Consider the following 19749-nt stretch of genomic DNA (forward strand, 5'->3'; position numbering starts at 1 on the left):
TTTAGAATCAGCCCTCTGAATAGCCCGCGCTATATGCGTCAAAGGCTTGGCTATAACGCTTATATCGATTGTTGTATGGCTTATTGTTTTCAGCATCTGCACGTCCTGCCTTGTATGCAGAGCTAATTTTTAGCACTTTCACAACAGGAAACAGTGGTGACGTTAACGTAAGAAAACTCGTGACCAGGATTGACCACAATGGCGGCTCAATTCCAAATGCGCCTGTAGCGCTAACCGCAATAGTTACAACCATTAATCCGTGAAAGAGCCAAGACTCAAGAATGTTTTGGATATACAGGCAAAACAGGAACAGAGTAGATTGTTTCTTGCTTAAATGACCTGATCGATGTCTTTCTAGATACTGCTCGATTGTACGGCTTCTCAGATAACCATTTTCAAAATACACGTATTACTCCGCTTTCAATATTTAGCGTTATTGTAACACCATGAAAAGTTAACATGCTATTTTTACCTGTAATGAATCCCCTACTCTTCTCAATTCGAACATAGTTCTCAAATCCGATCTCCTGAACAAATCAGAGAATTTTTTCGCACCATAACGTTTATGATGGATACTAGGGTTTAGTGAACGTACACTTCTATTAACACTGGCGGTCATAGCCCAGCCATCAGAATTCAAATTCTGTTTAATGGCCTTCTTAAGTAATTTGATAAGCTTTAAAAGCGGCCCAGAAAGACCGTGAGGACGTTTGTTTTCTTCTACCACCTCGTTGTAGCACCAATAGTTATTGCAAGCCATACGGAAGCTCTCAGGAGCCTTAGCTTCACCAAACCCCTGAACATCGACCCCCAAGTTTCTGAATCGTCGAGCTAGAACTGCGAAATCAGAATCCGAAGTGATCAAAGCTACTTGGTCAAACTCACTGCGTCGCTCATACAGCAAGGTCATTGCATCTACCACTAAAGATATGTCACTACTGTTTTTCCCAGCAACAGCCCCAGGTTCATTAACTAAAACCATGCTTTTAGAGATGGCGTATTTCTTCCAGGTCTTGAGCCCCGGCCTTGAGAAGTCACCATACACACGCATTTCTATAAGGTTGTCGGTTCGTTGAATAAACTTAGTCACTTCACTCAGTTTCTTGGCTGAATAGTTCTCAGCATCAATCAAACAGATCGTTCTTTTCATCGGGTCTTGCTCCACATTTTTCTAGGTTAAGCCCAATGAAATCATGGAACACTCAACCTGCAAGGCATAAAAAACGCGGCAATGGCCGCGTAATTATCGTCAAATTGTCTTCATTATTTCTGACGTGATGTTCCGTATACGAGTAACAATCCAGCTGTTGCTGCCAGCGTATTGCCGACATTGTTGGTTCCACCAGCAATCGCAATCAACACAGCTAGGGTTAGCGTTATTCCAATGTAAACTAAATGCGTGTTTTCTCTTGCAAGTTCATAGTTTGCTATGTTGTCACGGCATTCCTGCCACCCTTCGGAAATGCATACCTGCTTTTGCTTCAACTCTTGCCACTTAAAGTAAAGCCCAATAGTTAACGTCAGTGCGATACTCATGATTAATATTGGTGTTGGGATCATATGTACTCCTACCTAGTATTCTTCACGTAAGCGTTCTCGGATTTCGCTAAAGATTGGCATAGCTCGTTCAGCTGCCTTTTTTCTAGCAAAACGGTGCAACACATATTCTTGTCCATCTTTGACATAGAAAAGTTCGTAACCAGATTCAATAATCCCTTCATTTTCCGTTGTAGGCATTGTTGTCGACCAGCCACCATCAATTGAATGGAATACATCGCGCATCTCAATATCTGCATTGCTATGAACAAAATCCTCTTTGCTAACCGAAACAAAGTTACCATTTCGGATTATTTTCAAGGCTTGTGCGTCGAAAGTTCCGTCTTCGCATACGTCTGATAGGTAGTTAAAATCTAGTCCAGAATAAAGGTAGAAATGGTTTCCCTCACGAACGAAAATATTCTCTTCTTCCTCGCAATCTGCAAGGTCTACTGCGTTTACTTCTAATCCGGGAACATTTGTGAAAACTCGGTCCAACCGCCCGTTTTCTTGCTCAATATAAACTGATGGTGAGATTGCGTTCACAGACTCAAGTTTTACGACCGATTGTGTATCGTCAGGGTCTGTTAGATGACCGTTGGCAATGCTTGCCTCAATTGCTGCACGAACATTTTCTTTGAGAGATTCTGATATAGACTCGGGGAAAACAACACCTTCCACGGAAAAGGTAAGATTGATATTGATAGAATTCATATGGGGTATTCTCTATTTAGTGAATTGATACCCCAATTAAATTGCAGTTTCGTAAACGCGCAATATGCCAATTATGCAGGGATTCCCTTATGCGAAAACTCGACCTGAGATCCAATTAAACCCAGCTCTGTCACTGCTAAACCTAGAGAATCAGACTCACCAAGGAGTATGAATTTTGTTTGGGAAAGAATATTTTTCTTCCATTGAGACATTGCTAATCCGCGTTCGGGTTGAATCTGCAGGGTAACTATCAAGGTTGATGCCAAAGCATCCGGGTCAAATGCTCTTTCTATTCGATGACTTTTTTCCTGATCGCTCAGTTGAGCCGAATCATATGGTGCAAGCATAGTATCTGGCCAAACGACTCCATGCATGTCCGAAAGAATCAGCCAAGGCGAGCCTTTTTTCTCAACGTATGTCTTACACGCACAGAACATTGGTGACGTATACAACGAATGAGCCTCAATCGCTTTTTCTGACCAGTCTTGTTCTACGGATGCAGAAACAATGTATACCTCGTATTTTGACATACTTTCCCTTTGCTATTACGAATTCAATTTTGAAAGTTAGTGGCTTTAAAACCGCTGCTAATTTAGACTATGAAACTTGAACAAAAACTGTGGAAGCCCAAAATCAAGATGAACGCAATTAATTTCCCAATATCAGCTCAAGTCTTAATCCCAAGTGAAGATAGTGTTTCACTGCGGATCATGTTCAACAAAAGTGAGAACATATCTAACAGTATAACTCTCAGACCAACACAAACGCTAACTATTAATAGCGTAAGCGTAACTATTGAGCAGGTGGATTCTACTGATTTGGGTAACTGGGCTAAGTTTAAGATTTGCGCGAGCACTGGGGAATTAGGTGTTCTTGCTCTCGACTTGAACTTCATGGGGAATGAATTTCGTATCCAAGATACAGAGGGTGTACATTGGCATGGTGATGAAGTTTGTTTCGACCTACCTGGTAACTCTAAAAAAGAATTGGTGTTATGGATAATGAACAAGCCCTCAGCGTAAGCCGAGGACTCTAGAAACTAACTGGCTATTGACCAACGGCCCAAGTTTGATTGCTGCACTCCACACCCAAGCCAGCGCGCTTTAAATCTGTTAAAGTTACTTGCAGAACATGGCTATCAATATTAATAGGGCCGTGTACTGCAGACCATTCAATTTCACCATTATGCTTAATCTCCCCTACTTCAAGCACAGCATTCGCAATTGAAATTGGTTGGTCCAAAGTACCAAACCATTCATTTGGATTCGCATTGGCCAATTTAGCCCGTTCAATGAGTCGCTTAGTAATCTTCGGCTTTGCTTTCGAACGCGGCTTCAAGATCGCCCAAGGGTAAATATCTACCGGCATTTGTTCAGAGTCAAAAACAAAACGGTAGAGGCCATCGCCATATTTTGCCATCTGTGCGAGTGTCATCAGAGAGGATTGGCCGCTCATATCCATTCCAAGCTTTAGAGCCGACATTTCAAAGTTAGGGTTGGATGATAGCCAGCATATAGGCTTCTCAGGATACTGAGGCTTTAACGGGCTGGTACGTAAAAGCCCCATTTCAAAGATAGATTCGAGTTTAATGCCAAGTGTGTAGTGGAATAGTTTCACTGTGTTGCCCTTTATTCGTTTCGACTCCCACAATTAAAAATCGAAGTAAAAAACGCGCAACACGTGAAACCGCCCTTTCGTTGATTTATTTTGTAGATCTTTTGCGAATGAAAGCAGCCATTAACAGGAAGAATACGGCGCCAAAAGATGTGCTACCACCAGAGCTACCACTGTTTGCCTGATAATCTGATTCATCATCGCCTGAAACATCGATGTCATCGGCATCTTCAACGGTTGTATTGTATGAATCGCGCATTGTTGATGTCACAACCAGATCGGGAGTAATTTCGTCGTTTAACACAGACTCAATCCAGTCACTATAATCCGCAACCTCAGTGAATACGGACGTATCACTCGATGTTGAACTCTTACAGCCATCCCAACCATAACTCGTGATGCCTACCTGCACGTATTCAGCCAAGTCATCGTCATACCAATATAAAGGACCTCCCGAATCTCCTGAACATGTAGAGTTCCGAACGCCAGTGCTTGCATTATATGCACCTTGCATACACAGCTGATTTTCCCCAGCTCCCATGTCGCATGAGTCAGTTGGGACATATGTCAGTGTTGTGTATAACAATTGATCTGAGTAGCTACCACTCTCTGTCATTCCTAAACCAACAGCAATGAAGCTTTCATCTTCTACTCTGTATGAATCTGCTTGTGTAGATTCTGCCAACACCGCGTAATCAGAACTGGAAACATTCATATCATCTTCAAGCTCTAAGATTGCAATGTCATTTGGCCAAGGCACCGAGCTTTCACTAGATGAATCCACATAATCTGGATGACGGTAAACATTCGTAATTCTGATGTTCTCTACTGCACCAGATAAAAATTGATTTGAATTCGACAGCTGCGGAAGAACTGCAGTATACACAAGATATTCCTCGTTCAACCCTCCACTTCCATCACTAATACAGTGCGCAGCCGTAGCGACATGATTAGCATCTATAATTGTTGCGCCGCAATATTGGCCATAAACACCAGTGTAACTTGATGCGTCGTAATAAAGAGCCGCGTAGGAAGGCCAAGTATCTGTAGTAGTAGTCAAACCGTTATAAATATATGTGCTGTATTCCTCACTACTTGCGGTGGAGGTGTTGGTCAGGAGCAACACGGAACAGATAGCACCGAATAGACTTAATTTCTTCATTTGAACCTTTTTACTTCTCTGTTTCTTCTGATTTGATGAAGCTTTTCTCGTATAAGCCATCTTCGAATAAGTCACGATCAACAACCAAATGTGGGAAACGATACGCCCGTTCGATATGCTCGATTTCAGTCATATGGCATTCGTCCTCTCGGGTGCCGTAAATGCTCTTTAATTGCTCGTAGCCTTCGAAATCAGGATTCTTTTCAGAATCATTTGATACGTAGCTAGTTGGATACCATGTATCTTTCTTGAACTTAGCAACTAAAATGGCAGGTAATTCACCAAAAAATACCTTATTAAAGTTATCTTTTGAAAGTGACAGACCAGAGTACGTAATGTCCATTTTTTTACAAAACATCATCAAGAGCTTGTAATGTTTTCTGCATTTTTTGTAGTTCCAATCATCACTTCCAGAAACGCTGTAAGTAGCAATTTCTTTACCATTTATTACTTTCGTTCTTTTGAAGATCACTCCTATCTGAGTTTCGTTCTTGGCACTATCTCCTAATGACAATTCATACTCTGTGTTTGGTTCATCTGTACCAATCACAAATTGAAGTTCCACTCGTTCATTCTTGAGTTTAAGTTTTGCAAGTTTTGCTGCTAGAGAACCAACGTTTTTATAAACTTTAAATTGACCATCGTGTTTCTGGAATTCTTTGCCGGTCCCTTTGAGCCACTTGATGTCGACATTGAAACGCTCCGATACCTCAGCCAATACATCATCATTTAAAGTATCGATAAGCTTTTCATCATCCATTAGCACTGAACGTGGAATCTCCTTGCTGTTGATTAACAGAGGGATGTCGAACGGATTTATCTTATGCACTTCAAAAACATAGCGGAAGCGAGAACATACCGTTTCAAGGCATACAGAAATGTTCCCAGTCTCTGATTCTTTCACAGAAGTTAACGTGTTCTGAATGAAATCTACTGCTGAACAGTTTTGTTGATATGAACAGTTTTCTACCCACTGTTTCAAATCAGAATCGAGCATAAGCTCAACACTATTTGGTGATTTATCTTCTTGTTCAACTTCCAAAGCAGAGGTTGGTAACTTACCTGTAAACAAGACATACAAGCGATTCCAAAAACTCAATTCTTGGCAATCATTTCCCATTTGAACTACTCCATATACACATAACAATTCAGCTTGTAATTTCAGTATACAAGCCAACTCATATTTCCAAAATTACACGACTATCAGAATCGCGCAAGATCAAATACAACACAGTCCATCGTTTTCAAATTTGCGCGTTTTTACATCTGTCGTTTAATACATGTATACCAATTGAATACGAGAAATGAACATGATTAATAAGTTTGAAATTGTCTTGAGAAAGATTCACAACAACCTTATAGCTGCTGGCGTAATGCTGACTAATGGCCTCACTGCGGGTGACGCATCTGGATACGAGATGTACGGTGAGAAAACAGGTGATAACACCTTCCTTATACATGTTCGTAAGGCGTCCTTTGTTCCAAAAAACGAATTTGGCGAGACTTATGAAAAGCACTCTCTTTCTGAATTACCAACGAATGACATATGGCGTCGTTTCGAATCAGATAAAGCAAACTTGTTTGGTGGTGTAATTGTTGGGCGTGACAACCAGAAGTTTGAAAATGAACCGACTGAGTTAAATCGACTGGCGGTAGTTTCTGTCATTGAAGACAAAGCAAATCTGGTACCGACTGACGGACACTATTTGTTTCGCTCAACAAACGCGGTTGAATCGGATGAATTTATTACATTCTTCATGGAAAGAGATTTAACAAAAAATACAGAGACGTTATTGGACGCTTTGCAAGGTGATGCCTTGATGTCTTTCTACCGTAAGCCCTTTTGGTCTGACCTCACAGGGCAACCGTATCGTTTGAAGTCTGATTTAACACTTAAGGGGATCTCTCTTCATAAGCAACAATACTGCGACCTAGTTAAATTCGGCAGCGTACAACCAGAAACCAAGGAAAATATGCGCGAACACTGGCTAAATGTTAACGATGACAGTGAGTATGTTGATTTTGTTCAAGCTCTTAGCACAGAAACGGACTTACCTTTCCAACACTTTGACCGCCTGCTTTCGGAATCCGAGCACGAGGTAATAAGTGCAGCCGTAAAGCGAATTACTCAAAACCAATATCCACAATCTGTTAAGTGAGGCTGTCATGGGAACAATGCTAGTAGGTGAAGGTACACACTATGAAAAAGCACTTTCATGGGTCAAAGTGGCGATTGGTGACAACATTAAAATGCCTGATGGTTCTATTTTCAAGCTTGAGAAGAAGAACGCGAAAAGTGCAGTTTGCATCGATGATGCCGGCGAATCGGTAAATATTCCGATCAAGAAATTGCTACCGAACGGATCGGATGCCTACGTGTCTTCGGTTGTTCGCCAGTTACAAGACTCAACTGAAATAACCTTCGACGCAAATACCGAGGATTATTTTCAAGACAGCACATTACCAAACTACGAGTGCAGTGATTCCCTATCTTTGGCTAGGCGCTTAATCCGGGCTAACCGCTGCAGCACTGATCCAATGAAAGACATCCTTGAGCATCTGGCAAATAAATTGTCAAAGCAGGATGCCGGGTTAAGCTCAACAAAGAAAAAAAATGCGGCAAAACTGGCAGCCCGACACCTGCTGGGTGATTTTCCTGTTCCAATGCACTCTGATACCCACTACGCAGCTGCAGAGTGGTTGGCCTTTGATACATGGTTCTTTAGACATCACAAGACAGCTAGGCTCATTGAACTCGCCACCAGCTTTGATGAAACACTAAAAGCCCGAATTGGTCAGAAAGCCTTTAGCGCTGTTTTCGCTTATCGCCGGGCATCAACGGCAAAAGAACAATGCACGAAATTATCAGATTGCTTACACGGATGGTTCATGCGAGCTGACACCCCAACACTAGAAAAAATGAATGAAGCTTATAACCATCTACTTAACCGCATCGATTATCAGTCGAGAAGAATGGCTTTTATCATCATGAACAAGGCAATATTCAACTCAAAAACTCCTGTTGAGTTGGTGGTCAGCACGCTAATCGATAGTGATGCATCAGATCTACTAGAACCAATCTTGACGAACATCCATAACATTGAGTTTGGTTATTCAAGCCGTTCGGCATTGCCTACATTTTCCGATTTGATCGGTGGCCGCGTTTCAATCACCGACGTTCAAGCCGCTATGGTCAAACGCGATCAGGACATTGAAAACCAGAGAACTCAACACGCGTTGGATGTAGCTGCATCCGTGACTAAGGTTGCTACCGTACTTGAATCCATTGAGAGTAGTCATCTGCCATTCATTAATAGAAAGTTACGCGAATCAGGCTGTAATAAGTTCAATAAAGAATGGTCATCTACTGATAACGACCACGTGCTAAAAATCAATTGCGCCGGCCGATATATTCAATTGCCGGTTTGTAACGACGATTTGAAATCTCTGACAGTAAAAAACTTCATTTCTGCACTTGATCACAAGTTAAGTGAAGCGGGTGAACAACTAAATCATGAACTGTTGGAAAGCTCGATCGATTATGCCTTTGCAGTAACAACAAAGTTTCTCCAGACACTAAATTAAAAGGAAAATGGTTTTGACTACGTTTCACGAAAGAAAGGCATCGAGAAAAGAATATTACTTCCGGTTTATTTATGGTTGGATACTAGTTCCGTGCACTTCCTGCAATGGCAGTGGGTATTATGACTCTAATGGTTCGCCTCCGTGTGGCAGTTGCAACGGCAGAGGGAAAGAACGCATCCGAGGGACTAAGGCTATTCAACAATGATTGAAATTTATGGACAACAAATTTAAGTGAATAAATGAGAATCAGACTTCTTTTGTGCGGTGCTGTAATGCTATTCGCTAACATGACAAACGCTTCGCCCGAACCACCAGCAAAACCATTTACGTTTTCCGCGGTTCAACTCAAATCATCTGATGTAGGTAATTTCTTCAAAATGAAGCTACTTGCCTCTCGTGCCAAAGCCGCTGGCGCCGAACTGGTCATTTTCCCTGAGAGCTCTGTTTTTGGCTGGCTAAATCCCAACGCATTTATGCAGGCAGAACCAATACCCGGAAAATATAGTGAGAAGTTTGCCCAGATTGCATCTAGCTTAAATATTTGGGTCGCCGTTGGCCTTGCAGAGAGAGCTGAGCGCGCTGGAGCAGGCAGCTTACCAGGCGCTTATAACGTCTATGATAGTGGAATACTCATTAATCCTGATGGAGAAATAGTTCTCCATAATCGCAAAGTGAATGTATTAGGTAATGCGTTTGACCCCGATGACTGCCAACGGTACTTAAACAAAACCAAATGCGGCTACACACCAGGAAAAGTCGAAGACATAAAAACGGTCAAGACTGATTTTGGCCAAACAACCTTACTCGTTTGTGCGGATGCCTACGTGCCAGGTCAAGGCAATATCACAGGTACTTTAGATCGAGTAAAAAAAACAAACGCTAACGTTATAATTGTACCGTGGGGCGTCACTTCGTCCGAGCAATCTCAATGCGGGAACCCCGGCTTTAATGCAACCGGCATGGCTAGTCATGCTGCAAAATATCTATCGGCTTATGTGCTTGGTTCAAATGGTACCGGAGAACGTTTATACGGTAACAACTTACCATCCTACTATTGCGGTTCAAGCGGTTTTAGCTCACCGTCAGGCAAATACACAGAGTCTACAGTTAGGTTTTCCGAAATAGCTACTTTTAGAGTGACGAATTAATACCAACTTCTATTTGATAAAAGAGCTGCAATTACGCGGCTCTTTTAGTATCTGCCCAGGGAGTTGCGCGATCTCGTTTTGACCGCAGTATTTGAAATATCAGATAACAAACGACTGAGATTTTAAATATGCAAAATGTACCACAAATACTACGCAACGCTCTTCCTCACCAGTTGGCCAACGTGGTTGCCGCAACAGGCGAATTCAATGGCACCATCGATATGCTTATAGAAGCAATTGAAGGATGCTCTGTATCCCTCCCGCAAAGCGCAGATGTTGATGAAGCGATCCCAGCTTCAATATTTGTACTCGACGAAGAGCTAGACGGCACTTCAATTGGTGCTTTAACAAAGCTTTGGTGTAAGCGCTTAGCGATTCAACAAAGTCAAGATGCCTTCTTATTGTCACTGGTTAAGCGAGCAATTACCGCTCTTGCAATAAACGACGATCTTCCTCAAGACGTGAGCTCATTGGACATGGCAAAGCTTGCTGAAATTGGCAGTAGAACCAGCCAGGATTTTCACGCGTCTACGGGTGACATCTACCAGTTCAATTCAACCATCAGTTGTTGGGAGTGCGGTGAAATGCATTTCGACATGGATTCGGATGGTTATCCCTGCGATCAACACGGAAACCATGTATCAGGAAATTTCCTGTAACCCGGCGCCACACCTTAAATGTTGAAACGAACTGGAGAATGAAAAATGGGCAAACACCTATCAATAAAAATTGGCAATTTACCGCGAACTTTTAAGAAGAGCTTATCAGGGATGCCACCCGAGATAGCAAAGAAGGCCAGAAACATTACTCAGCAAATTGCTTCTGGAACACCAACTGGTGAATTTGAAGCGAAACGACTGACGATTAATCGAAAAGTGCTGTCGTTCAAAATTGGCAGTCGGTACCGGATGTTGATGGCTGAAACACCTAATGGCATAGAACCTTGGATGTGTTGCTCGCACGAAGATTACAACAAGATCTACATGCGTATTTCGACCTCATAAAGATGTCTACGGAGACTTAATTGAAGTCGCAGAGAACTTTTTTGCCAAAAGCCCTTCTGGGCACAGAGTGTGGCCGCGGTTTCTGATGTCACAGAAGACACCATTGACGTCCCATAGAAGACATCAAGAACAATCAGAAATGAAATTCATGCACCCGTTACGGGTAAAAATTTAACTACGTTGGAGACAACAATGCTTACTGCTATTAATTATTTACTTTGGTCGCTTATCGGCCTGATGTGTGCCTATAAACATCAAAACCGTCCAACTGAAAGTATTTCCAAAACACCGTGGATCTTTCTATCGATAGTCTCTATGTCAGTGTCGATCGCCCAGAGTGTTGATACTGTCTTAACCCCTACTTTTCGACATTTCTCCAACTACCTGACTGGAGAATTGCAGTTCAGCCAGGCTTTGACCGAACTAATGCTCCTTACCGGGTTTGCAATAATCTGTTCAGTCTATTGCTACATGCTACCTGTAAGTGTTTCGGCATGGGCGTCTAAGCGTGCATTTGCGCGATATTCGGAGTGTGCAACCATATAAAAATTAAAACGAATTGGGGATATATTCATGAAAGAACAGGTTGTTTACCAGTGGTACCTTGAACACACGAACAGTTCAGAGAACAAGCATAAGTTCTATGAGGTTTCGATTGTCCAACGCGGTATAGATTCATTTGCTGTTACACGTCGTTATGGCCGAATCGGTACCAATAGTAAACCGCGAGACGTAGACACTTTTTCTGTCTTTGAATCTGCATTGACTAAAGGCCAAGAGTTAGTTTCCTCTAAGCGCTTTAGTAATCGTGATGCCTACTCGTTAATGCGAGAAACAAGCCCTAATGAAGTTGTTAGAGGCACACCAGCGCCCCAAATGGTTCCATCTATACCTGAAATCGTCATTGAAGAAGAACCAGCAGTAGATGACTCCTTCTGGACAGGTTTGAAATTGGCTTAAAAAAGATGGCCTGCTCAGCAGGCCAAATACTATCAGAGTGAGAGTAGACATATGATAGCCCGTAAAATTCCACGTAATGATGCTTACAAAATTCTACGAAGCTTAAAAGATGTACCGTGCATGTCTGAACAAGAAATGAGTGCATCTGAAAAGCTTGGACACTTGAGCCCAGGTCGGGTTGTTGACCAGCTACAGTCATTTGCTAATACGGAAAAGCAAGAGACTGAACTTAACCGGAGATGTCGAGCTGCCGGGCTCCAGTTTTTCTTTGATCAAGGTGGTTTGGTCCAATTCAGAAAAATTGTTCAAGAGGAAAAGTGTGATGTATGAACTTAATATCAACCATTTGAATGTTAATGGCTTTATGGACGTTCACACCATAGATGTTCCTATAACTGGAGATTCTCTGGAGATTACTGATAAGGAACATGCTTTATTTCGTGTATCACGAATGAATAAGGTCTGTTCAAAAACGGGCGTTCAGGCACTAGGCCCATCATCAACTTTTCAAGTGATTAATGACAAAACGTTCACCTGTCGTTTGGACGCCGAAGAAGCCTTGACCCAAGATTTTATGGTTAGTTCTGACGTGGTTTATGCGGTCGTTGTAACGCCTGAGTCAGCCCAGCCATATGTGTTATACGCGGCTTACGTTTATAACCCGCAGAAAGTCGCGGCTAATCGTGCAAAAGCAAACATGCCGTTCACGGCCAAAATCACTTTTGAAAATTATGCCGCGACGGAGAAAACCGTAAATGAAAAGAACATCCAAGAGGCCCTATCCCTGTTATCGGTTAATAGAGAAATTAGCTCAAGGTTTGAAGGCGATACATTTTGTATGTTTTGTGAACCCCGAGAAGCCAGTGACTTATTTAACGCGGTCAGTAACTTAATTAGTCGGATGCGGCTCAATCTTACGGGTACCCAGTTCGATGGCGTTACTGCCGCCGTAAGATACGTTTAATTGATGGTGCAGCTATATGGCTGCGCCGCCCTTAAAACAATTCTCCATCCCTGTTCCACCAGCAAGCTATTCAAGCTTTTATTCCCTCGATCCATTCTCCCTGCTTTTCCATATCCTTCAATTTGTCACCACAAACAAACACCCTTCAATATGTCACGATAATACCGTGTCAGATTGATATTGCGCGATTTTACTTATGGGTGAAAATTTGAAATATCACTAAATGAGGGCTAAAAAATGCAATTAACTGATACTCAGAAAATGGAATTTATCGAACACGGTGGTGACATCTGCCCCATATGTTCAGACAGCTCGATCGAGCACGACGAACCCGACTTCGGAGATACATCTGTGTCCCAAGACTGCCAATGCTCACATTGCTTCGCAGAATGGAATAATCAATACGTATTATCAGCTGTGAAACTTCTTGAGCCAGGTAAGCTGAACATTAAGGCCTTAAGCCCTCTTCAAGAAGAGCGATACCTGTCTCATGGCCAAGCTTGCGTTATTTGCCAATACGACAATATGGATGGTTCAGGTTTAGGTTTGAATTGCGATGAATTTTTGAAGGTAGCCTCTAAAGGGAAGATGGCTGTTAGTTGTCCTTGCTGTAACGCGTCATGGAACGATCAATTTGAATTAGACGACGTGATTATCACTAATGCCGGCAAATATGCACCCGCAGAGGGAGACGCAGCATGATTGATAAGGTCTTCATCGATACGGACGGACTGATTTGGTTTAAGAACCCAAACCTATCCAATTGGTATGATCACCCTTCCGCTAGCATTGCTAAGCGTGCTAGGCAGGACAATAACGGTCACCCAAGACTTGCAGGCATATGCTTGTCGGGAGTGATGATTTCTCAAATCGATTCACAACTGCCAAACAGAATGGCTGGAGCTATAAAAGAATTAGAATTACCAGACTACTTAATGCAAAAAGCCTCACATAATTTAACCCGCGTCTTACCGGACTTACCCAACTAATTACTTTCATTGGACGCCATCGAATATGGCGTTCATATTCCTTCACGTTCAAAATTTAGCGTTTTTAAAAGTTAAATATTGTACAATCGCTAGATTATATCGATTCACAGCAATGCTTTGAGGATGAATGAAACAACATAAAATATCGATAGGTTTGATGTACACCTTGCTCTGTACTGGAGGCATATTGCTTTCACAAATACAGCTGTATTTTATCCCCCTACTAATCATCATTTGGATAACTGGTTGGCTATTTGGCCGCGGCGCCCCGGCAACAGCTAGACACTACTACAGCCACCTTACCTCGACATGCAAATACTGCACATTAATCATGTCTCTCGGAATACCTATGATGTTTGGAGCTACATTCATCCAATATCAGCTCAATGAAATGGTCTATCCAACGGTTGAATACATTGCCCAGAATCCGGTAATGGCTGGTCATATCGCATTAGCTGTTATTCAAATGTTCGGACTTTTATGCCTTGGCATGCTTGGCCTGCTGGCGTTTAGAACTTACAAGTGCCTTGTTCCATTGTTCAAAGAAGCTTGATTACTCTCAGTTACACAACAACTTTCAAAATAGGGATCACCAATGACAGAATCCACCAGCGAATCGGCTGTTAATGTTCAAGTACCGTCTAAAGAAATTTTTACGATTAACGGCTATTTGATGCTATTTATCATCTGCTTTATCGTCTTCTCTGCTCTCATGATTGGCTTTGGCGTGATTGGAACTAAAACGGTACAGTCCGTTTCCAGTTATAGCCTTGCTACCAGATATACGGAAACAACTCCATATCGATGGTTCAGCATCCCTCTTGGCGTTCTTGCTTTCTTTTGTCTTATTGGGCTGAAAACTCTCGGCCCCAAAGAGGTTCGTGTTGTACAGCTTTTCGGCACGCCTTTAGGCGTATTTAAGAAAGAGGGACTTCACTGGATTAACCCTTTCTTTTCAACAACTCTTCTGAATTATCGGGTAAAAAACTTTGAGACTGATGTCCTAAAAATAAATGATGCTAACGGTAGTCTGATTACGCTTTCAGCGGTAGTAAGTTGGAGAGTAGCTAACCCCGAGTTGGTAGTTTATGAACTGGATGATTTTGATGAATTTTTCAGTTCTCAAGTTGAAGGTAATATTCGCAACGTTGCTGGGAAGTATCCGTATGAGCACGTCGCTGAGTTTGGTGATGATAAATATTCTGAGATAGATGGAGATAAGGAAAAAGCCGATGCAGGTACAATTGCCACACTAACCCAATCAACAGATGAAATTTCAAAAGAGATCATCAAGTCTATCAATGAAGACGTTACCAAGTATGGTCTTGAAGCCATCGATGTGAGTTTTAATAAAATGGGTTACGCGCCAGAAATCGCGGCGGCAATGACCCAGGCTCAGCAGGCAAAAATGGTTGTAAAAGCCAAACGAGAACTAACAACCGGTATCGTAAAGATCGCTGCCAACGCTGTACGAAATCTTTCGGAAGAAGATGATATTAAGCTCAGTGACAATGATAAAAGCAGGTTGGCCACTAACCTAACTCTAATGTTGAGCACAAACAGAGAGGTGGACACAGTAATCTCTTTGGATAATTAACCTAACTTAGCCCAGCCATTGAACTGGGCTTTTTTATACCCTTTCGCGTTTTCTAACTCGCCTTACTCTTGTTAATAACCTAATGACTTAAGGATATTGACCATGAACAACGCATCGTTCTCACATCAGCTAATTCAAAAGACGGAAACGTTTAGCGACATCGATAAAGCTATTCTCGTAAACCTTCTCTATTTGCAAACGACGGGTAGCTTAATGCTTGAGCCTGAAATTGATGGCTCTACAATTGACTGGTTCAAAGAGCATGGCTTCTACGACGCTCTGTTATTGGAGCCAGAGGAAGAAGAAAAGGTGTCTTTAGGCTTCACTGATTAGATCAGATTGCATCCGTAGTGGCGGTTGTTTCAATCGCCATTACCACTACCCCACTCACTACCACCGTACTTTTCGCAATCTACGTGATTGCGCGATCCGTAACATACCTGAGAATAATCCCTGAGTTGAGTAATTACGAATTAAGGGTTTATTTATGAACGGGCTTTTCCTAACAGATGATAAGTTTGACGCAGCGCATATGGCTAGTGTTGAGGCATTCTTATCTCAACACGCACCACAACCAACTACAGTGGCGCGTAATGGCTTTTTCTTCACAGACGATGACATTGCGGCAGCGAAGCTTAATGAAGGCTTACCGTTTGTAATTACCCCTGCATATGACACAGCTGGTAATCCAAATTTCTTCGATGCTAATGGCAACCTTGTGGCTGGCATCTATGCCGATATGCCTAATGAGGTTTATCACTCCCTACCTGCGACCAGTTCCAGCCAAGTAAAAAAATACGCAAAGTCACCTGCACACTACAAGCGAGCTTACATCGACAAAATCGACCGTAAACGTACAGCTAAAACTACTGAGCGCACCTACGATGCAGGTACATACTCACATGAGCTTATATTGGAGCCAGAAGGCTTCTATGACCGCTATTATCGCTTACTTAATCCTGTTGAGCATGAGAACAGCTTACACACTACTGACGACCTTAGAGAGAAGTGTAAAGAACTGAAACTGGCAGTGTCAGGCACTAAAGCCGCTCTAACCGAACGTATCCTACAAGCTGATCCATCAGTACTTATATTTGAAGAACAGCAAAAGCGTCACTTAATTGATAACTCAGGTGAGCCAGCTGTACTTAAAGCATTAGAGGTACAAGCTGACTCTACGGGTCGACCTTCGCTAGTAGATTGCATGACTGACGATCAGGTGAAACCGTTACTAGAGAAAACACCGATTGACCCTATTGTTTGGGATGATGCACACCGCGCTTGTGAAACAGTACGCAACCATGAGTGGGCAAATACCATTTTGCAAAATGGCTTCGCTGAACTGTCTGTCATTGCTCAATGTCCAGAAACAGGAATGATGCTTAAGGTGCGTTTCGACTGGTTATCTAAAGATGGTGTTCCAGCTGATGTAAAAACTACACGCAGCGCCAATCCTTTAATGGCTGCCTATCAGTTTGGTGATCTTGGGTACGACCTACAGGCTTACATGTACACCTATGTCGGTAGATTGGCTGGTATACCCTGCCCAATCAACGTCTTCCCCTTCGTTGCTGTGGAATATCTAGATGCAGACATTTGCGAAGTGTTTGAGTTGTCAGATGCCGATTGGGAAATTGCTGAGAGAAACTTCCATCGTCACATTCAAAATCTACACCGTTCACTAGAAGAAAATGACTGGCCGGGATACACACAGAGAAATGGCAGTACTTTACTGACATTGCCAAAACGCGGTCGCGTCTAACTCCCTACCTCCCCTTTGAGCACTCAACTCAACCTTACTCAAAGGGGTCTATTTGCCCTGTTGCGCGTTTAGCAAGTTGGCAGAAAATAAAAGCTCAACTAACCAAAACACTGTGAGAAATCAAATGACTGCAATCAAAATCGACAAAAAAATGTGCCAAACACTTCGTTCAGAACTTAATCTAGCGTTTGAAGAAATTAAGAGAAAGACTGGTGTAACTATTGAAGTAGGTAATATGTCTTACGATCCTGATGGTTCTAAAGCAACAGCTAAAATCACCATGCTTGGCACCTCAGAAGATGGCACTGTTGTATCACCTGAGTACAAAACGCTTGTATCGTATTTATATGCGTTCCCATACCTTAACGAAGAAAAGATAAAACGTGAGTTTAAATGCAATGGCGAGTGGTATGTATTAACTGGATTCAACTCCAGAGCACGAAAAAACCCATTTATCGGATCGTGTGTAGAAGGAGCTAACAAAGGCAAGAGCTTTGTATTCCCTGCCGATACAATCGAGGCCATGTTTACCAATGAAAAGTTCCTACGTAATTGATACCTTTCGTTTCAATGACCATTCAAAGTTTCTAACTTATTAATCCAATAAAAAAGGGAGCATGATGCTCCCTTTTTACTACCTGTCGATCAGTGACCTAGATTAAAAATCGTATGTTACGTTAGCGTAGTAGTTACGCTCAGGTGTTACGAAGCCTTTAACTGTCTCGTATTCTTTATCAAATACGTTACCCACTTTAGCACCACAAGAAAGTTGCTCAGTGATCTGGTACGTCATAGCAATGTCTGTCAGTGAATAACCGCCAAGTTCAACTTTGTTTGATGCATCGTTGTATCGCTTACCTTGGTACAAGTAACTTACATCAAACTTGAAGTCTGAGATTTCGTAAGACATGTTCCACTTAGCACTGTTGCGAGCGCGACGAACTAGCTGCTTATCCGAATCTTTGTTTTTTGCATCAAGGTAGTCGTAAGAAACCTCATGATAAATACCGAAGGTGTCAAAGCTTGCCACAAACTCTACGCCTTTAACCTGTGCCTTACCGATGTTATCAAGGCTTGAGTTCGCACTAGAAATCATGTTCTCGATTTCTGAGTGATGGTAAGCAACACGCAGATCTGCAAAGTCATAGTTCGCTTCAAGTGCAATTTCACCTGATTGCGCTTCTTCTGGCTCTAAGTTCGCGTTTCCTTCGTAACAACCCCAAACATCACATTGACGCGGCCAGTATAGCTGGTTGAATGTAGGTGCCTTATACGAAGTACCGTACATAGCCGTTAAACGGTGCGAATCATCGATGTCATAACCTGCGCCAAGTTGATATGTTGTAAATGTACCGTATGCATCACTATCATCCAGACGTACATTACCCTCAATCAGATAGTCTTCACCAGACTTAGAGGTACCAAAGTATACAGATTGTGTCTGACGGTCATCGTCCACATAATCAATACTAACGTTATCTACTTTCTCGTTATTGTACTCAAGGCCAGCCATTAAATTCGTAGAATCATTCAGGGCGTAGTTGTTCTGCCAAGTGATCACACTACGTGTGGTAGAAATATCGCTAGCATCCGAACCATTACCATACGATTCAGACTTGTCTTTGTTGTGGCCAACAGTCAGCGATGATAGAAGATTTGAACCTTGGTACTCAGTGACAAGACCTAGATTGTAAGTCGTGTCTTCGCTTTGATCAGCGCCACCTGTAGTGTAACCACTGTCAAAATCATTTTTCCCGTTTTGATAGTAAGCGGTACCCTTAACTGTTAGCTGATCATTAATCTGATAACCACCATCTACGGTTGCGTATGTATTGTTGTAACCATCATCATCCGTGTTCACCGGGTTTGTACTATCTGGTAATACGTTATAGCCGTCAGCACTTTGTGTATTAGCAGAAATGCTAAACCATGCGTTATCAGAAGAAGTCGCTAAACTCGCGTTCGCGTCACGACGACCTTTAGAACCAATACCCGCTGAAACACTGCTTGCATCGCTACCTTTTTCACTTGTGATCAGGTTGATAACACCACTAACGGCATCAGAACCATAAACAGATGCACGAGGTCCACGAAGGATTTCAATACGTTCAACACTCTTGATCGGTAATGCATTGAGATTAGCTGTACCTGTTGTTGAACTACCGACACGAATACCGTTAATCATCACAAGTACGTTACGTCCTGAACGACCGCGGATATAAAAGTTACTTGTTGCGCCAGGACCACCATTGTTGGCCACTTGAATGCCAGGTAGACGCTTTAACAATTCTGCTAAAGACTCAACCTTTAAGTCTTTGATTTGTTCTTTCGAGATCACGTCAATTGGAGACAATTGTTCGTTGATGCCCTGCTCTACACGGTTTGCTGTAACAACAATAGTTTCAGTGGTGTCAGTTGCAGTTGCAAATGCGGATGTCGAAACCAACGTAGCAATAGCAGATGCAATTAAAGTGTATTTCATGTGTTTTCCTTCGCGTTTAAAATAAAAATGGTCGGTCTTCGGACTTATGAATCTGAAAGGAATATTTTCCATTCACCGCTGACTTTCACTTCCCACAAAAACGAATTGCAGTGTGATACAAAGCCTGCGTCATCAAATACCGCTGCGACGTCAGTTCATAGGATTCTCACCTAGATTCCCGGTACCAATTACAAATGTGCTCAATAGTGAGCGTATTACACACGGCAAAGCC

At 42.3% G+C, this 19749-nt stretch carries 24 protein-coding genes and 1 riboswitch; of the genes, 15 read left to right on the forward strand and 9 right to left on the reverse strand.

The annotated features are described in order from the left end of the window. Positions 1-7: 7 nt before the first annotated feature. From AACR11_RS14745 to AACR11_RS14765, 5 genes are all read right to left on the reverse strand, one after another. Positions 8-406 (reverse strand): hypothetical protein, encoded by a 399-nt coding sequence (locus AACR11_RS14745; protein ID WP_139374578.1) that lies wholly within the window; start codon positions 404-406, stop codon positions 8-10. Between the two features lie 48 nt (positions 407-454). Then, a complete protein-coding gene (locus AACR11_RS14750; protein WP_053409828.1) occupies positions 455-1150 on the reverse strand; it encodes an NYN domain-containing protein in 696 nt (231 codons plus the stop codon). A gap of 113 nt (positions 1151-1263) precedes the next feature. After that, positions 1264-1560, reverse strand: coding sequence for a hypothetical protein (locus tag AACR11_RS14755; RefSeq protein WP_053409827.1), 297 nt, complete (start codon positions 1558-1560; stop codon positions 1264-1266). Positions 1561-1572: 12 nt separating this feature from the next. Then, the gene (locus AACR11_RS14760; RefSeq protein WP_053409826.1) at positions 1573-2250 is read right to left on the reverse strand and encodes a hypothetical protein; all 678 of its coding nucleotides are present in this window, start codon (positions 2248-2250) and stop codon (positions 1573-1575) included. A gap of 71 nt (positions 2251-2321) precedes the next feature. Then, positions 2322-2780 carry a DUF6884 domain-containing protein gene (locus AACR11_RS14765; RefSeq protein WP_053409825.1) on the reverse strand — a complete coding sequence of 153 codons (459 nt, stop codon included), beginning with the start codon at positions 2778-2780 and terminating at the stop codon, positions 2322-2324. A gap of 69 nt (positions 2781-2849) precedes the next feature. Between AACR11_RS14765 and AACR11_RS14770 the strand changes: the two genes are divergently transcribed. Next, complete coding sequence (locus AACR11_RS14770) at positions 2850-3272, forward strand: hypothetical protein (protein ID WP_053409824.1); 423 nt, start codon at positions 2850-2852, stop codon at positions 3270-3272. 25 nt (positions 3273-3297) lie between these two features. On the opposite strand, the gene AACR11_RS14775 is transcribed toward AACR11_RS14770, so the two are convergent. From AACR11_RS14775 to AACR11_RS14785, 3 genes are all read right to left on the reverse strand, one after another. Continuing rightward, positions 3298-3867 (reverse strand): hypothetical protein, encoded by a 570-nt coding sequence (locus tag AACR11_RS14775; protein ID WP_139374579.1) that lies wholly within the window; start codon positions 3865-3867, stop codon positions 3298-3300. Positions 3868-3952: 85 nt separating this feature from the next. Next, positions 3953-5026, reverse strand: a complete 1074-nt coding sequence (locus AACR11_RS14780) for a S1 family peptidase (RefSeq protein WP_053409822.1) — start codon at positions 5024-5026, stop codon at positions 3953-3955. 10 nt (positions 5027-5036) lie between these two features. Then, positions 5037-6203, reverse strand: coding sequence for a hypothetical protein (locus tag AACR11_RS14785; protein WP_139374580.1), 1167 nt, complete (start codon positions 6201-6203; stop codon positions 5037-5039). A 133-nt stretch (positions 6204-6336) separates the two neighbouring features. Between AACR11_RS14785 and AACR11_RS14790 the strand changes: the two genes are divergently transcribed. The 14 genes from AACR11_RS14790 (at position 6337) to AACR11_RS14855 (ending at position 17591) form a co-directional block, all read left to right on the forward strand. Continuing rightward, the gene (locus AACR11_RS14790; protein WP_139374581.1) at positions 6337-7185 is read left to right on the forward strand and encodes a hypothetical protein; all 849 of its coding nucleotides are present in this window, start codon (positions 6337-6339) and stop codon (positions 7183-7185) included. Between the two features lie 7 nt (positions 7186-7192). Then, the gene (locus AACR11_RS14795) at positions 7193-8611 is read left to right on the forward strand and encodes a hypothetical protein (protein ID WP_053409819.1); all 1419 of its coding nucleotides are present in this window, start codon (positions 7193-7195) and stop codon (positions 8609-8611) included. Positions 8612-8850: 239 nt separating this feature from the next. Beyond that, positions 8851-9759 carry a carbon-nitrogen hydrolase family protein gene (locus AACR11_RS14800; protein ID WP_053409818.1) on the forward strand — a complete coding sequence of 303 codons (909 nt, stop codon included), beginning with the start codon at positions 8851-8853 and terminating at the stop codon, positions 9757-9759. A gap of 128 nt (positions 9760-9887) precedes the next feature. Then, positions 9888-10418: a hypothetical protein gene (locus AACR11_RS14805; protein WP_053409817.1), complete on the forward strand. Its 531-nt coding sequence runs from the start codon at positions 9888-9890 to the stop codon at positions 10416-10418. Positions 10419-10529: 111 nt separating this feature from the next. Continuing rightward, entirely contained in the window at positions 10530-10763 is a 234-nt protein-coding gene (locus AACR11_RS14810; protein WP_169780636.1) for a ParE family toxin-like protein, read from the forward strand. A 573-nt stretch (positions 10764-11336) separates the two neighbouring features. Beyond that, on the forward strand, positions 11337-11723 hold the full coding sequence (locus AACR11_RS14815; protein ID WP_053409814.1) for a WGR domain-containing protein: 387 nt from the start codon (positions 11337-11339) through the stop codon (positions 11721-11723). A 322-nt stretch (positions 11724-12045) separates the two neighbouring features. After that, on the forward strand, positions 12046-12687 hold the full coding sequence (locus AACR11_RS14820) for a hypothetical protein (protein ID WP_053409812.1): 642 nt from the start codon (positions 12046-12048) through the stop codon (positions 12685-12687). Between the two features lie 237 nt (positions 12688-12924). Further along, positions 12925-13389: a hypothetical protein gene (locus AACR11_RS14825; protein WP_053409811.1), complete on the forward strand. Its 465-nt coding sequence runs from the start codon at positions 12925-12927 to the stop codon at positions 13387-13389. Continuing rightward, positions 13386-13676: a hypothetical protein gene (locus tag AACR11_RS14830; protein WP_053409810.1), complete on the forward strand. Its 291-nt coding sequence runs from the start codon at positions 13386-13388 to the stop codon at positions 13674-13676. The genes AACR11_RS14825 and AACR11_RS14830 overlap by 4 nt, the downstream gene beginning before the upstream one ends. A gap of 127 nt (positions 13677-13803) precedes the next feature. Next, complete coding sequence (locus tag AACR11_RS14835; RefSeq protein ID WP_053409809.1) at positions 13804-14229, forward strand: hypothetical protein; 426 nt, start codon at positions 13804-13806, stop codon at positions 14227-14229. Positions 14230-14271: 42 nt separating this feature from the next. Beyond that, positions 14272-15273, forward strand: coding sequence for an SPFH domain-containing protein (locus tag AACR11_RS14840; RefSeq protein ID WP_053409808.1), 1002 nt, complete (start codon positions 14272-14274; stop codon positions 15271-15273). 102 nt (positions 15274-15375) lie between these two features. Further along, entirely contained in the window at positions 15376-15606 is a 231-nt protein-coding gene (locus tag AACR11_RS14845) for a hypothetical protein (protein ID WP_053409807.1), read from the forward strand. 154 nt (positions 15607-15760) lie between these two features. Beyond that, complete coding sequence (locus AACR11_RS14850) at positions 15761-17035, forward strand: PD-(D/E)XK nuclease-like domain-containing protein (RefSeq protein WP_053409806.1); 1275 nt, start codon at positions 15761-15763, stop codon at positions 17033-17035. 124 nt (positions 17036-17159) lie between these two features. Next, entirely contained in the window at positions 17160-17591 is a 432-nt protein-coding gene (locus tag AACR11_RS14855; protein ID WP_053409805.1) for a hypothetical protein, read from the forward strand. Between the two features lie 102 nt (positions 17592-17693). On the opposite strand, the gene AACR11_RS14860 is transcribed toward AACR11_RS14855, so the two are convergent. Beyond that, positions 17694-19517, reverse strand: a complete 1824-nt coding sequence (locus AACR11_RS14860; RefSeq protein ID WP_053409804.1) for a TonB-dependent receptor domain-containing protein — start codon at positions 19515-19517, stop codon at positions 17694-17696. 12 nt (positions 19518-19529) lie between these two features. After that, positions 19530-19721, reverse strand: a riboswitch (cobalamin riboswitch). Between the last annotated feature and the right edge of the window lie 28 nt (positions 19722-19749).

This window comes from Vibrio sp. L85 (assembly GCF_963871815.1).
GTDB classification, from domain to species: domain Bacteria; phylum Pseudomonadota; class Gammaproteobacteria; order Enterobacterales; family Vibrionaceae; genus Vibrio; species Vibrio harveyi.

What these genes read in the sequence shown, in the direction of transcription:
- AACR11_RS14800 (WP_053409818.1), top strand. Translation starts at nt 8,851, where the DNA reads ATGAGAATCAGACTTCTTTTGTGCGGTGCTGTAATGCTATTCGCTAAC.
- AACR11_RS14815 (WP_053409814.1), top strand. Translation starts at nt 11,337, where the DNA reads ATGAAAGAACAGGTTGTTTACCAGTGGTACCTTGAACACACGAACAGT.
- AACR11_RS14795 (WP_053409819.1), top strand. Translation starts at nt 7,193, where the DNA reads ATGGGAACAATGCTAGTAGGTGAAGGTACACACTATGAAAAAGCACTT.
- AACR11_RS14760 (WP_053409826.1), bottom strand. Translation starts at nt 2,250, where the DNA reads ATGAATTCTATCAATATCAATCTTACCTTTTCCGTGGAAGGTGTTGTT.
- AACR11_RS14805 (WP_053409817.1), top strand. Translation starts at nt 9,888, where the DNA reads ATGCAAAATGTACCACAAATACTACGCAACGCTCTTCCTCACCAGTTG.
- AACR11_RS14860 (WP_053409804.1), bottom strand. Translation starts at nt 19,517, where the DNA reads ATGAAATACACTTTAATTGCATCTGCTATTGCTACGTTGGTTTCGACA.
- AACR11_RS14830 (WP_053409810.1), top strand. Translation starts at nt 13,386, where the DNA reads ATGATTGATAAGGTCTTCATCGATACGGACGGACTGATTTGGTTTAAG.
- AACR11_RS14750 (WP_053409828.1), bottom strand. Translation starts at nt 1,150, where the DNA reads ATGAAAAGAACGATCTGTTTGATTGATGCTGAGAACTATTCAGCCAAG.
- AACR11_RS14855 (WP_053409805.1), top strand. Translation starts at nt 17,160, where the DNA reads ATGACTGCAATCAAAATCGACAAAAAAATGTGCCAAACACTTCGTTCA.
- AACR11_RS14840 (WP_053409808.1), top strand. Translation starts at nt 14,272, where the DNA reads ATGACAGAATCCACCAGCGAATCGGCTGTTAATGTTCAAGTACCGTCT.
- AACR11_RS14755 (WP_053409827.1), bottom strand. Translation starts at nt 1,560, where the DNA reads ATGATCCCAACACCAATATTAATCATGAGTATCGCACTGACGTTAACT.
- AACR11_RS14765 (WP_053409825.1), bottom strand. Translation starts at nt 2,780, where the DNA reads ATGTCAAAATACGAGGTATACATTGTTTCTGCATCCGTAGAACAAGAC.
- AACR11_RS14825 (WP_053409811.1), top strand. Translation starts at nt 12,925, where the DNA reads ATGCAATTAACTGATACTCAGAAAATGGAATTTATCGAACACGGTGGT.
- AACR11_RS14810 (WP_169780636.1), top strand. Translation starts at nt 10,530, where the DNA reads ATGCCACCCGAGATAGCAAAGAAGGCCAGAAACATTACTCAGCAAATT.
- AACR11_RS14790 (WP_139374581.1), top strand. Translation starts at nt 6,337, where the DNA reads ATGATTAATAAGTTTGAAATTGTCTTGAGAAAGATTCACAACAACCTT.
- AACR11_RS14835 (WP_053409809.1), top strand. Translation starts at nt 13,804, where the DNA reads ATGAAACAACATAAAATATCGATAGGTTTGATGTACACCTTGCTCTGT.
- AACR11_RS14845 (WP_053409807.1), top strand. Translation starts at nt 15,376, where the DNA reads ATGAACAACGCATCGTTCTCACATCAGCTAATTCAAAAGACGGAAACG.
- AACR11_RS14780 (WP_053409822.1), bottom strand. Translation starts at nt 5,026, where the DNA reads ATGAAGAAATTAAGTCTATTCGGTGCTATCTGTTCCGTGTTGCTCCTG.
- AACR11_RS14770 (WP_053409824.1), top strand. Translation starts at nt 2,850, where the DNA reads ATGAAACTTGAACAAAAACTGTGGAAGCCCAAAATCAAGATGAACGCA.
- AACR11_RS14820 (WP_053409812.1), top strand. Translation starts at nt 12,046, where the DNA reads ATGTATGAACTTAATATCAACCATTTGAATGTTAATGGCTTTATGGAC.
- AACR11_RS14850 (WP_053409806.1), top strand. Translation starts at nt 15,761, where the DNA reads ATGAACGGGCTTTTCCTAACAGATGATAAGTTTGACGCAGCGCATATG.